Genomic DNA, 12,383 nt, shown 5'->3' on the forward strand with positions numbered 1-12,383 from the left:
GGGTTAATGCTCTCTTCCTATACTCAGCCAAAACCGTCTCCACTCCGCTGGAGGCCGCGTGCACACCGGACCAAGAGGCATGCTATGGAGTGGCAGGGGCTGCATGTACTCGCCGAACTTCCCGCAACCGGACAATTGCTTCTCGATTGCCGGCACAACCCTTACCTGGTGGCACTTGCCTACCTGGTCGCCTGCGCGGGCAGTTTCGCCACCCTCGACATCATCGAACGCGTGGGCAATGCCGAGCACAGCGCCGCCCAACGTCAATGGCGCCTGCTCGGCACCTTCTGCCTGGCCTGCAGCGTGTGGGGCATGCACTTCATCGGCATGCTCGCCTTCCAGGCCCCCCTCGAGGTGCACTACGACCTGGCCCTGACGGCCGTATCGCTGCTGCTGATGCTGCTCGCCGCCTGGAGTGCGATGAACCTGCTCGGCACACCCCAGCCGCGCCTGCACCAGCATGTGCTGGCGGCCATCGCCATCGGCCTGGGCATTGGCGCCATGCATTACACCGGCATGGCAGCCATGCGCTCCAACGCCTCGCAGTTCTACCGCGCCGACCTGCTGGCAAGTTCGGTGGTGGTCGCCTTCGGCGTCAGCCTGCTGGCGTTGCTGCTGACCCGCTACCGCCCGGCCCAGAGCAACTGGCCCAAGTACGTCGCCAGCCTGGTGATGGCCACCGGCATCATTGCTACCCATTTCACCGGCATGTGGGCCTTGACCCTGGTGCTGCCCGTGGACGCGCCGCTGCAGTTGCCGATCACCGACAACAGCCTGCACCTGAGCCTGGCCATCGCCTTCGTCGCCCTGCTGATCAGCGCCAGTTGCATCAGCGCCGCCCTGTCGGACAAGAAGCTGCAGAGCAAGGAGCACGACCTGCGCCGGGTCAACATGCTGCTCAGCCAGCTGGACCAGGCACGGGTCTCGCTGCAACAGGCGGCGCACTACGATGCACTGACCAACCTGGTCAACCGTCGCGGTTTCAACCAGCTGTTCGCCGAGCGCCTGGCCGAACAGGCGGCCAGCGGCGGCATGCTGGCGGTGATGTTCCTGGACATCGACCACTTCAAGCGCATCAACGACAGCCTGGGCCATGACGCGGGGGATCAGCTGCTGCAGGTGATCGCCGCGCAGATCAAGAGCGCCACCCGCAGCCACGACGTGGTGGCCCGCTTCGGCGGCGACGAGTTCTGCATTCTGATCGGCCTGCACAACCGCGACGAGGCCCGCCACCTGGCGCAGCGCATCATGCACAAGGTCAAGGAACCGATCGACCTGAGCGGCCGGCGCATGGTGATGACCACCAGCATCGGCATCAGCGTGTTCCCCGACGATGGCGAAAGCTGCGACGAGCTGCTCAAGCACGCGGACCTGGCGCTGTATCAGTCCAAGGGCTGCGGGCGCAACAACCTGAACTTCTTCAGCAGCAACCTGAAAACCCGCGCCACCCTGGAGCTGCAACTGGAGGAGGAGCTGCGCGTGGCCCTGCTCGAAGAACGCGGGCTGCGCATCCACTACCAGCCGATCTTCGACCTGGCCAGCGGCCAGGTGGCCAAGCTCGAAGCGCTGATCCGCTGGCAGCACCCGCAGCACGGCCTGCTCAGCCCCGACCGCTTCATCGGCATTGCCGAAGCCAACGGCCTGATCGGCGAGCTCGACCTGTGGGTGTTGCGCCGCGCCTGCCAGGACCTGGCGCAGTTGAGCCGCCATGGCTTCGACCAACTCAAGGTCACCGTCAACTGCTCGGCGCTGACCCTGGGCCGCGAAGAACTCGTCAGCGAAGTGGAAGATGCGCTGTTCAGCGCGGGGCTGCCGGCCTGGCGCCTGGAAATGGAGGTGACCGAAAACGCGCTGATGGGCAACATCCACAACACCATCGCCCTGCTCAAGCGTATCCGGGCCAAGGGCGTTTCACTCTCGATCGACGACTTCGGCACCGGCTACTCATCGCTGGCCTACCTCAAGCGCCTGCCGCTGGACACGCTGAAGATCGACCGCTCGTTCATCCAGGACATCCCCCACTCCGAGCAGGACATGGACATCGTGCAGGCCATCATCATCATGGCCCACACTCTGCACCTGAAGGTGGTGACCGAGGGAGTGGAAACCGTCGAGCAGTACCAGTTCCTGCGCCAGCAGGGCTGCGACTTTCTGCAGGGCTACCTGTTCAGCCGCCCGGTACCGATGGGCGAGCTGCACGCGGTGCTCGGCAGCCTCAACCAGTGCAGCGACCTGCCTATGGCTTGCGGCGAAACAGCTCGACCAGGGTTGCGGGATCCTTTTCCAGGTAACCCTGGCTGCCGTGCAAGCGCATCAGCTGCGCCGCCAGGCCGCTGATCGGGGTGGCCGAGCCCTGCTCGCGGGAAAACTTGACCGCCGTATCCAGGTCCTTGAGCAAGGTGCGCACGTGCCACTTCACCGGCTCGTAACGCTGCTCGGCCATTTGCGGGGCCAGGATCTGCAGCGGCCTGGAATCGGCGAAACCGCCCGCCAGGGCTTCGGCGATCAGGCTGGCATCCACCCCTGACTGTTCGGCCAGGGCCACCACCTCGGCAATCACCAGTGCGTTGCAGGCCACGATCATCTGGTTGCAGGCCTTGGTCACCTGCCCTGCCCCCACCGCCCCCATGTGCGTGACCCGCTGCCCCAGCACCTGGAGCACCGGGCGCACCCGCTCAAGATCGGCCGCCTCGCCGCCGACCATGATCGCCAGGCTACCGGCCTCGGCGCCCGGGGTGCCGCCCGACACCGGTGCATCCAGCCAGTGCATGCCGCAGGCCTGCCTCAGCTGTGCGGCCATTTGCCGCGTGGCGCCGGGCTCCAGGCTGGAAAAATCCACCAGCAGCTGCCCGGCCGCGCCGCCTGCGGCGATACCGTCGTCACCGAACACCACCTCGTGCACCACCTGGGTGTCGGCCAGGCACAGCATCACCACGTCCGCCGCCGCGCAGAGCTCTGCCGGGCTGTTCGCCTGGCTTGCCCCGGCGGCCACCAGTGGCGCGCACTTGTCCGATGAACGGTTCCACACGGTCAACGGAAAACCGGCCGCCAGCAGCCGCCGACACATGGGCAACCCCATCAGACCGATACCGGCGAACCCCAGCGAAGGTAGTGCAATGCTCATGACAGCTCCTGGCAAATTAAAGAAGTTGGCGATGCGGACGATTCAGTTCTCAGACGTGACAGGAAAACCCTTAGAGGGTTATAGGGCAGGACCCTATCGCTCACGCCAAAGGCGCACTGATACAGTCGCGAAACTTATCCCGTGATGGCTCGATGATATCGACTTTTACCAGCCGTCCACCCAGGCAAATGGCGCAAAATGACCTCAAAGAATACTTCTGCCACCGCGGTTTCCGAGCTGATGTCATCCTCCACCGCGCTCACCGCCCCGGCGCCTCGAGAATACTACAGCCCGCGCGCGGCTACGCCGCAGCAGTACCTGTATTACACCGAGACCGATATCCAGCGCATCCTGGACAACCTCGACGGCCTGCGCGACCTGGTGTTCCCGCCCAGTGTGCATGTCGAAGATGATACCCAGTTGCGCCTGGACCAGCAGTTCCCTTCGGTGTGCCTGATCGGCCTGGGTCGTTGCGGTTCGAACATTGCCCTGGATGTGGCGGAGCTGGTGTACAACGCCCGCACCTTCTACCTCAACGAATTCAACAACGAAGACCGCCACGCCGGCGAGCAGCCCTACAGCCCGGGCCGCTGGATCCGCAACAACCTGCGCCTGGTGCAGAATAAGGGCGCCAAGCCGGTGTTCCTGGTGGAACCGCTGGTGATGCTGGGCGACCTGGACAAGGACATCGCCGGGCGCATCCGTTTTTCGCGCAAGGGCGAGAAGAGCGGCTTTCTGCGCGACTACAGCAAGATGAAGATCATGGACCTGTCCGAGGTGCATGCGGGCGGCGCCGGCAACGCGCCGATCCTGGGCCAGTACCTGGCCAAGATCATCCTCAACAAGGAAACCCAGCGCTTCTCCAGTGCCGACTGGAAGCTGATCCACTCGTACCTGATCGACTCGTGCGGCATCAAGGCCAACCAGTCGCGCCTGTACTTCTACATCTTCAGCGCCGGTGGCGGTACCGGCTCGGGCATGGCTTCGGAGTTCGGCCTGGCCCAGCAGTTCTCGTACATGAACAAGACGTTCGACACCAAGCCGGCCGACGAGAACGACACCAAGAGCGGGCACTCCTTCGTCTTCGAGCCGATCTTCACCAGCGGCATCTGCGTGCTGCCGAACATCTCCGACCACCGCAGCGAGATGTCCGAGGCACTGCACATCAACGCCGGCCGCCTGCTGTGCAAGTACCTGTCGGAGGAATGGGACTTCTCGTACAACTTCGACAACGAGGACAGCAGCGAAGCCAGCGTGATGGGGCGTATCCGTCCGTGGAACGCGATGATGCTGATCTCCAACGACATCATGCGCTATGCCGAGGAGAACGATGACGGCAACATCCAGGACATTGACGTCAATGCCATGGAGAAGCACGCCAACCAGTACATCTCGCAGCAGATCTTCAACATCCTCACCGCCCAGGCGGTGACCACCGACTACGACCAGAACTACTTCCGGCGCGCCGGCATCGACATCGGCGAGACCATCCGCCTGGATGCCAACGACCTGTTCATGAGCCTGGCCGGCCCGGTGGCCATCGCCTACGCCGAATCGGTAGTGCCCGAGCAGCCGACGCCAGGCAACGACAAGTTCAAGGTGTTCGAGAAAGAGAAGCCGCAGCTCAACATCGACGACCTGTTCTTCCGCTCCATCGACCTGCCGCACTTCAACAAGGTGACCCAGGCGATCGAGGGCATCAGCCTGCTGCCGATCGAGTCCAAGCGCTATCGCGCGGCCCTGGAGCAGTACAAGACCTCCGGCTACGACGCCGCGGCGCTGCATGACCTGCACTTCTTCAAGAACTGCTCGTCGGTGGTGTCGATCGTGTCCCTGCCCAAGGACTACAAGCTCTCGTACATGGACCTGAACCGGCTCAAGACCCACCTCAACAGCCTGTTCCCCAACACCACGCTCAAGCGCTACGCGCTGGTGATCGGCGCCTCGGCCAACCTTTCGCTGACCACCCTGATCGCCAAGAGCCCGTGCCTGTCGGACGACTTCCTGACCCTGATCGTGGCGTTCATCAAGCGCTGTTTCGCGCGCACCCCGTACCGTTTCGACGACACGCTGGACAACGCCATCCTCGACTTCATCACCCGTGAGGAATTCGACGAGGACCGTATCGACGACCTGCTCAACGAGTTCGAGAACCCGGCCAAGATCCTCGATACCAACTGGTACGCGATCAAGCCGATGTACGAGAAGAAGTACCGCGAGCTGATCAACGACAAGAGCAAGTTCGTGTCGATCAACGATATCCGCCTGTCACGCGAGTGCGTGAAGAAGGCGGTGAAGTACCTGCGCGAGATCTACCGTCACCGCATCGGCAAGACGCGGGTGATTTCGCTCAACAGCCATACGGGCAAGACAGACTACGAGTAATCTGCGCGGCGGCTTTGCGGCCATCGCGGGTCAAGCCCGCTCCCACAAGGTCTCCACCAACCTGTGGGAGCGGGCTTGACCCGCGATGAGGCAAGAACTGTTACCGCGTTTTTTGAACCCCTGCCCCACTGTTACCAACAACCACCCCGCCTGAACGCCCTCGCGCACCAAAATCTTCCGGCTGTTCGTTTTTGCGCACCAGATCAGGGCGCGGGCTTTTTCTGAATCACGATAAACGGCGAAACCACCACTGCCCAGATCGGCGCAATCGTGTGCGAAAGGTCTAGCGCCTGCTCGGCAGTCACCGGCACGACCGTGCCATCATTTCGCCATTTTTCCACGGTTTCACTGCGGTTTTCGGCCATTGCCGACGCCACCTCGATCAGGTCCAGCGACGGTTCGACCCAAATCAGGTCACCCTTGGCCCAAAAACGCTCCAGCGCTTTCCACTCGATGATTGCAGTCTCGCCGAGCAATTTGGCATAGAGGGTGCTTGGTTGATCTGTCATGGGTTCCTACCAGAAATAATTCGACCACTGAAAGGTCGCTATTTTTGCAGAAAAACCCAGTTTCAAATAAGTAATTGATCGACAAGGCCATGAAGATCACGCCCCGCCGCAGCATGCTGGCAAATTGGCGGCGCCTTTATGTAACTTTCTGTCGATTAGGCGACACCCCCGGATTTTGCCCCGAAAAGCCCGCTTTTCAATCGATCAAGCGGCGCTCTACACTGTACCGGTACAGTTGCCAGGGCATTTTGCGGGGGAACACGGGAAAGGCGGGACGGCGTGGCCGTCACGGTATCCCGGTCCGTAGCCCTGGGCACCAGGACTATAAAAATTACAACAGAATGAGTGGAGCACTATGAGTAAGCAGATTTCCAAGCTGTTCGCCGCAATGGTTCTGGCCGGGGTTGCCAGCCATGCAGTTGCCGCCGATACCATCAAGATCGGCATCGCCGGCCCGAAGACCGGTCCGGTTACTCAATACGGTGACATGCAGTTCATCGGTGCAAAACAGGCCATCAAGGACATCAACGCCAAGGGCGGCGTTGACGGCAAGATGCTCGAAGCCAAGGAATACGACGACGCCTGCGACCCTAAACAGGCCGTGGCAGTCGCCAACAAAGTGGTCAACGATGGCGTCAAGTTCGTGGTCGGCCACCTGTGCTCCAGCTCCACTCAACCAGCGTCCGACATCTATGAAGATGAAGGCGTGATCATGATCACCCCGGCTGCCACCAGCCCGGAAATCACCTCCCGCGGCTACAAGCTGATCTTCCGCACCATCGGCCTGGACAGCGCCCAGGGCCCGGCCGCCGGCAACTACATCGCCGACCACGTCAAGCCCAAGGTGGTTGCGGTACTGCACGACAAGCAGCAGTACGGTGAAGGCATCGCCACCGCGGTCAAGCAGACCCTGGAAGGCAAAGGCACCAAGGTTGCCGTGTTCGAAGGCCTGAACGCCGGCGACAAGGACTTCTCCTCGATCATCCAGAAGCTCAAGCAAGCCAACGTCGACTTCGTGTACTACGGCGGCTACCACCCAGAGCTGGGCCTGATCCTGCGCCAGGCTCAGGAAAAAGGCCTGAAGGCCAAGTTCATGGGCCCAGAGGGCGTTGGCAACGACTCGATCTCGCAGATCGCCCAGGGCGCTTCCGAAGGCCTGCTGGTAACCCTGCCCAAGTCGTTCGACGCCGACCCTGCGAACAAGGCCATCGTCGACGCCATCAAGGCTGACGGCAAGGACCCGAGCGGTCCGTTCGTGTTCCCGGCCTACTCGGCGGTGGAACTGATCGCCGAAGGCATCAAGGCGGCCAAGAGCGAAGACACCGACAAGGTCGCACAGGCCCTGCACACCGGCACCTTCAAGACCCCTACCGGCGACTTGTCCTATGACAAGAACGGCGACCTGAAGGACTTCAAGTTCGTCGTCTACGAATGGCATTTCGGCAAACCTAAAACCGAAGTTTCCCCTCAGTAATCCCGTCACTCCATGACTACAAGCCCACTGTGCGAGCAGTGGGCTTTGTTTTACGAGGTTCATGGGCCTGATTCCCGCGATCCGGGAGCAGGTTCACCTGAAAATCTTAAAACCGTCACCAGCGGTTCGCTGGCAGTGCCCGTGCGAAGTGGCCTCAGACCACAAGCCGGGACGGGCGCAAGCCCACCAGTGAAATGCGTATCGGGTTTTTAGGAGCGCTGTAATGCCTGAGATCTATCACTTCTTCCAACAGCTGGTTAATGGCCTGACCATTGGCAGCACCTATGCCTTGATAGCCATTGGCTACACAATGGTTTACGGCATCATTGGAATGATCAACTTCGCCCACGGCGAGGTGTACATGATCGGTTCCTACGTGGCCTTCATCGCCCTTGCCGGGCTGGCCATGATGGGCATCGACTCACTGCCGATACTGATGACCGCCGCGTTCATCGCGACCATCGTGGTCACCAGCGCCTATGGCTACAGCATCGAACGGGTCGCCTACCGCCCCTTGCGCAACAGCAACCGGCTGATCCCGCTGATCTCTGCCATCGGCATGTCGATTTTCCTGCAGAACACTGTCTTGCTTGCCCAGGATTCCAAGGACAAGTCGATCCCCAACCTGATTCCGGGGAGCATCTCCTTCGGGCCGGGCGGCGCCGAGGAAGTCCTGATTTCCTACATGCAGATCCTGGTCTTCGTCGTCACCCTGGTGGCCATGACCGGGCTGACCCTGTTCATCTCGCGTTCACGCCTGGGCCGCGCCTGTCGCGCCTGTGCCGAAGACATCAAGATGGCCAACCTGCTGGGTATCAACACCAACAACATCATCGCCCTGACCTTCGTGATCGGTGCGGCCCTGGCGGCCGTGGCAGCGGTACTGCTGAGCATGCAGTACGGCGTGATCAACCCCAACGCCGGCTTCCTGGTAGGCCTGAAGGCCTTTACCGCGGCGGTACTGGGCGGCATCGGCAGCATTCCGGGCGCCATGCTCGGCGGGCTGGTGCTGGGCGTGGCCGAGGCCTTTGGCGCCGATATCTTCGGTGACCAGTACAAGGACGTGGTGGCATTCGGTCTTCTGGTTCTGGTGTTGTTGTTCCGTCCGACCGGCATCCTGGGCCGTCCGGAGGTCGAGAAAGTATGAGCAGAAATCTCAAATCGGCGTTTTTCAGCGCCTTGCTGGTCTGGGCCGTGGCATTCCCGGTACTGGGCCTGAAACTCAGCATCGTCGGTATCAGCCTGCAGGTGCATGGCCAGGGGCCCCTGGCCCTGAGCGTGATTGTGGTGTGCTCGGTGCTGATGTTCCTGCGCGTGCTGTTCGACAAGCAATGGAGCGCGATGATGCGGTCCGCCCCCCGGGGTGCACTGATATCGCCCAAGGTCAGCAACTTCCTGACCCTGCCGCGCACCCAGCGCTACATCATCCTGGGCCTGATCGCGGTTGCCCTGGTGTGGCCGTTCTTCGGTTCGCGCGGTGCGGTCGACATCGCCACGCTCATCCTGATCTACGTGATGCTGGGCCTTGGCCTGAACATCGTGGTCGGCCTGGCGGGCCTGCTCGACCTGGGCTACGTGGGCTTCTACGCCGTGGGCGCCTACAGCTATGCGCTGCTGTCGCACTACTTCGGCCTGAGCTTCTGGGTGTGCCTGCCGATCGCGGGGATGATGGCGGCCACGTTCGGCTTCCTGCTGGGCTTCCCGGTGCTGCGCCTGCGCGGTGACTACCTGGCCATCGTGACCCTGGGTTTCGGCGAGATCATCCGGCTGTTCCTGCGTAACCTGACCGACCTCACCGGCGGCCCGAACGGCATCAGCAACATTCCCAAGCCGTCGTTCTTCGGCCTGAGCTTCGAGCGCAGGGCGGCTGAAGGCATGCAGACCTTCCACGAGTTCTTCGGGGTGGAATACAACTCGATCAACAAGGTGATCTTCCTGTACCTGGTGGCACTGCTGCTGGCCCTGCTCGCGCTGTTCGTGATCAACCGCCTGCTGCGCATGCCGATCGGGCGTGCCTGGGAAGCGCTGCGCGAAGACGAGATCGCCTGCCGTGCGCTGGGCCTGAACCCGACCATCATCAAGCTCTCGGCCTTCACCCTCGGTGCCTGCTTCGCCGGTTTTGCCGGCAGCTTCTTCGCCGCGCGCCAGGGCCTGGTGACGCCGGAGTCGTTCACCTTCATCGAGTCGGCGATCATCCTCGCCATTGTCGTGCTCGGCGGCATGGGCTCTCAGCTGGGCGTGATCCTCGCGGCCATCGTGATGATCCTGCTGCCCGAACTGATGCGCGACTTCAGTGAATACCGGATGCTGATGTTCGGTGCCCTGATGGTATTGATGATGATCTGGCGTCCGCAGGGCCTGCTGCCTATGCAACGTCCACACATGGAGCTGCGTCGATGAGCCGCGAAATTCTGCAAGTGAGCGGCCTGAGCATGCGCTTCGGCGGCCTGTTGGCGGTCAACGGCGTGGCCCTGTCCGTCAAGGAAAAACAAGTGGTGGCACTGATCGGCCCCAACGGCGCCGGCAAGACCACCGTGTTCAACTGCCTGACCGGCTTCTACAAGCCCAGTGGCGGCAGCATCCTGCTCGACGGCCAGCCCATCCAGGGCCTGGCCGGCCACGAGATCGCCCGCAAGGGCGTGGTGCGTACCTTCCAGAACGTGCGCCTGTTCAAGGAAATGACCGCGCTGGAAAACCTGCTGATCGCCCAGCACCGTCACCTGAACACCAACTTCTTCGCCGGCCTGTTCAAGACCCCGGGCTTTCGTCGCAGCGAGCACGAGGCGATGGAGTACGCGCAGTACTGGCTGGAAAAGGTCGACCTGGTCGAGTTCGCCAACCGTAACGCCGGCACCCTGGCCTATGGTCAGCAACGCCGGCTGGAAATCGCCCGCTGCATGATGACCCGCCCGCGGATCCTCATGCTCGACGAGCCGGCGGCAGGCCTGAACCCGAAAGAGACCGAAGACCTCAAGGCGCTGATCGGCACCTTGCGTGAGGAACACGGGGTGACCGTGCTGCTGATCGAGCACGACATGAAGCTGGTCATGAGCATTTCCGACCATATCGTGGTGATCAACCAGGGCACGCCGCTGGCCGATGGCACCCCGCAACAGATCCGGGACAACCCTGAAGTGATCAAAGCCTACCTGGGGGAAGCGTAAATGCTGCAGTTCGAAAACGTTTCCACCTTCTACGGCAAGATCCAGGCGCTTCACAGCGTCAACGTGGAGATTCGCCAGGGCGAGATCGTCACCCTGATCGGCGCCAACGGCGCAGGCAAGTCGACCCTGCTGATGACCCTGTGCGGGTCGCCGCAGGCCCACAGCGGCAGCATCCGCTACATGGGCGAGGAGCTGGTGGGGCAAAGTTCGGCGCAGATCATGCGCAAGAGCATTGCCGTGGTGCCCGAGGGTCGGCGCGTGTTCGCACGCCTGACCGTGGAGGAGAACCTGGCCATGGGCGGGTTCTTCACCGACAAGGGCGACTACCAAGAGCAGATGGACAAGGTGCTGCACCTGTTCCCGCGGCTCAAGGAGCGCTTCAGCCAGCGTGGCGGCACCATGTCCGGGGGCGAGCAGCAGATGCTCGCCATCGGCCGTGCGCTGATGAGCAAGCCCAAGCTGTTGCTGCTCGACGAACCGTCACTGGGGCTGGCGCCGATCATCATCCAGCAGATCTTCGACATCATCGAACAGCTGCGCAAGGATGGTGTAACGGTGTTCCTGGTGGAGCAGAACGCCAACCAGGCCCTGAAGATCGCCGACCGTGCCTATGTGCTGGAGAACGGCCGGGTGGTGATGCAGGGCACCGGTGAAGCGCTGCTGACCGACCCGAAAGTACGCGACGCGTACCTGGGGGGCTGAACCAGACGGCCCCTTCGCCGGCAACGCCGGCTCCTACAGTGCAGGAGCCGGCGTTGTCGGTGAAGGGGCCGGTACCGGCAACGCACCCAGCGCCTGGCTGCCACGCTTGAACCAGCGCACCAGGTAATCGGCCACCACCTGCACGCGTTTGGGCATCCCGCCCTGATACGGGTGCACCAGGAACAACGGCGTACTGCGTGTCTGGTAATCGCGCAGCAACCAGCACAAGCGCCCGTCCGCCAGCTCGGCATGCAACATGTAGGACGGCAGCCGCGCCACCCCCGCCCCCACCAGCACCGCCTTCTTCAACAGGCTGTAGTGATTGCTGGCAAAATTCCCCGCCACCTGCACCCGCAGCAATTCATGCTGCTGGTGGTACAGCCATTCCTCGCGTCCGCTGTAATGACTGTTGAGCAGGCAGCGATGCTCGGCCAGCGCCTGCGGCGTGGTCGGCGTGCCGTGGCGCTCCAGGTACGCCGGGCTGGCGCAGGTCAGCTCCTGCATGGCCAGCAGCGGCCGCGCCACCAGGCGCTCGTCATTGCCCGGGATCTGTCGGATGGCCAGGTCGAAGCCGTCGCGCAGCAGGTCGCGGTAGGCATTGTCCAGTTCCAGTTCGATCTGCAACTGCGGGTACTGGTTGCCCAGCTCCAGCAGCAGGCCTTCGAAGAAGGTTTCACCCAGCGACACCGGCACCGTCACCCGCACCGGGCCCGACAGGTCATCCTTGAGCCGCGACAGCGCCTGGCGCGCCTGGGTCACCTGGCGCACCAGCGCCTGGGCCTGGGGCAGCAGCGCTGCGCCCGCGGCGGTCAGGCTCAGGCGCCGCGTGGTGCGGTGCAGCAGCTTGACCGAATGGCTGCTCTCCAGCTGGCTGATGCGCTTGGACAACTGCCCCTTGCTCCAGCCCAGCTGCTCCGCGGCCAGGGTAAAACTGCCCGCATCCATCAACACCGCAAAGGCCGCCAGATCGTCCAGCTCGCTCATGGATTGTTTCCGCATGAAAACCAAAGGTTGCCTATTAGCAG

At 62.5% G+C, this 12,383-nt stretch carries 10 protein-coding genes; 7 read left to right on the forward strand and 3 right to left on the reverse strand.

The window, feature by feature from the left end:
- Window positions 1-84: 84 nt before the first annotated feature.
- The gene (locus B4I46_RS12445; RefSeq protein WP_286900426.1) at window positions 85-2,337 is read left to right on the forward strand and encodes a putative bifunctional diguanylate cyclase/phosphodiesterase; all 2,253 of its coding nucleotides are present in this window, start codon (window positions 85-87) and stop codon (window positions 2,335-2,337) included.
- On the opposite strand, the gene B4I46_RS12450 is transcribed toward B4I46_RS12445, so the two are convergent.
- Window positions 2,237-3,124 carry an NAD(P)-dependent oxidoreductase gene (locus tag B4I46_RS12450; protein WP_043862605.1) on the reverse strand — a complete coding sequence of 296 codons (888 nt, stop codon included), beginning with the start codon at window positions 3,122-3,124 and terminating at the stop codon, window positions 2,237-2,239. The genes B4I46_RS12445 and B4I46_RS12450 overlap by 101 nt on opposite strands.
- A gap of 198 nt (window positions 3,125-3,322) precedes the next feature.
- On the opposite strand from B4I46_RS12450, the gene B4I46_RS12455 reads away from it, so the two are divergent.
- The gene (locus tag B4I46_RS12455) at window positions 3,323-5,509 is read left to right on the forward strand and encodes a hypothetical protein (protein WP_054914724.1); all 2,187 of its coding nucleotides are present in this window, start codon (window positions 3,323-3,325) and stop codon (window positions 5,507-5,509) included.
- Window positions 5,510-5,712: 203 nt separating this feature from the next.
- Here B4I46_RS12455 and B4I46_RS12460 read toward each other — a convergent pair whose 3' ends face one another.
- Window positions 5,713-6,018 carry a DUF2288 domain-containing protein gene (locus B4I46_RS12460; protein ID WP_123752783.1) on the reverse strand — a complete coding sequence of 102 codons (306 nt, stop codon included), beginning with the start codon at window positions 6,016-6,018 and terminating at the stop codon, window positions 5,713-5,715.
- Window positions 6,019-6,373: 355 nt separating this feature from the next.
- Here B4I46_RS12460 and B4I46_RS12465 point away from each other — a divergent pair, with 355 nt between their 5' ends.
- The 5 genes from B4I46_RS12465 to B4I46_RS12485 all read left to right on the forward strand — a co-directional run bounded on the left by B4I46_RS12465 (window position 6,374) and on the right by B4I46_RS12485 (window position 11,358).
- Window positions 6,374-7,492, forward strand: coding sequence for a branched-chain amino acid ABC transporter substrate-binding protein (locus B4I46_RS12465; protein ID WP_043862608.1), 1,119 nt, complete (start codon window positions 6,374-6,376; stop codon window positions 7,490-7,492).
- A 223-nt stretch (window positions 7,493-7,715) separates the two neighbouring features.
- On the forward strand, window positions 7,716-8,639 hold the full coding sequence (gene livH / locus B4I46_RS12470; protein ID WP_043862609.1) for a high-affinity branched-chain amino acid ABC transporter permease LivH: 924 nt from the start codon (window positions 7,716-7,718) through the stop codon (window positions 8,637-8,639).
- Window positions 8,636-9,892: a high-affinity branched-chain amino acid ABC transporter permease LivM gene (locus B4I46_RS12475; RefSeq protein WP_043862610.1), complete on the forward strand. Its 1,257-nt coding sequence runs from the start codon at window positions 8,636-8,638 to the stop codon at window positions 9,890-9,892. The genes livH and B4I46_RS12475 overlap by 4 nt, the downstream gene beginning before the upstream one ends.
- Window positions 9,889-10,656 (forward strand): high-affinity branched-chain amino acid ABC transporter ATP-binding protein LivG, encoded by a 768-nt coding sequence (gene livG, locus B4I46_RS12480; protein ID WP_054914726.1) that lies wholly within the window; start codon window positions 9,889-9,891, stop codon window positions 10,654-10,656. The genes B4I46_RS12475 and livG overlap by 4 nt, the downstream gene beginning before the upstream one ends.
- Window positions 10,657-11,358 (forward strand): ABC transporter ATP-binding protein, encoded by a 702-nt coding sequence (locus B4I46_RS12485; protein ID WP_043862612.1) that lies wholly within the window; start codon window positions 10,657-10,659, stop codon window positions 11,356-11,358.
- 33 nt (window positions 11,359-11,391) lie between these two features.
- Here the strand turns inward: B4I46_RS12485 and B4I46_RS12490 are convergent, their stop codons facing one another.
- Window positions 11,392-12,342, reverse strand: a complete 951-nt coding sequence (locus B4I46_RS12490) for a LysR family transcriptional regulator (RefSeq protein ID WP_043862613.1) — start codon at window positions 12,340-12,342, stop codon at window positions 11,392-11,394.
- Window positions 12,343-12,383 lie beyond the last annotated feature (41 nt).

It is taken from the genome of Pseudomonas sp. UBA7500 (assembly GCF_002478435.1).
Taxonomy (GTDB): Bacteria; Pseudomonadota; Gammaproteobacteria; order Pseudomonadales; family Pseudomonadaceae; genus Aquipseudomonas; species Aquipseudomonas palmensis.

Excerpts from the sequence above, each read along its gene's own strand:
- livG (WP_054914726.1), top strand. The coding sequence starts at position 9,889 with ATGAGCCGCGAAATTCTGCAAGTGAGCGGCCTGAGCATGCGCTTCGGC.
- B4I46_RS12445 (WP_286900426.1), top strand. The coding sequence starts at position 85 with ATGGAGTGGCAGGGGCTGCATGTACTCGCCGAACTTCCCGCAACCGGA.
- B4I46_RS12455 (WP_054914724.1), top strand. The coding sequence starts at position 3,323 with ATGACCTCAAAGAATACTTCTGCCACCGCGGTTTCCGAGCTGATGTCA.
- livH (WP_043862609.1), top strand. The coding sequence starts at position 7,716 with ATGCCTGAGATCTATCACTTCTTCCAACAGCTGGTTAATGGCCTGACC.
- B4I46_RS12485 (WP_043862612.1), top strand. The coding sequence starts at position 10,657 with ATGCTGCAGTTCGAAAACGTTTCCACCTTCTACGGCAAGATCCAGGCG.
- B4I46_RS12490 (WP_043862613.1), bottom strand. The coding sequence starts at position 12,342 with ATGAGCGAGCTGGACGATCTGGCGGCCTTTGCGGTGTTGATGGATGCG.
- B4I46_RS12450 (WP_043862605.1), bottom strand. The coding sequence starts at position 3,124 with ATGAGCATTGCACTACCTTCGCTGGGGTTCGCCGGTATCGGTCTGATG.
- B4I46_RS12460 (WP_123752783.1), bottom strand. The coding sequence starts at position 6,018 with ATGACAGATCAACCAAGCACCCTCTATGCCAAATTGCTCGGCGAGACT.
- B4I46_RS12475 (WP_043862610.1), top strand. The coding sequence starts at position 8,636 with ATGAGCAGAAATCTCAAATCGGCGTTTTTCAGCGCCTTGCTGGTCTGG.
- B4I46_RS12465 (WP_043862608.1), top strand. The coding sequence starts at position 6,374 with ATGAGTAAGCAGATTTCCAAGCTGTTCGCCGCAATGGTTCTGGCCGGG.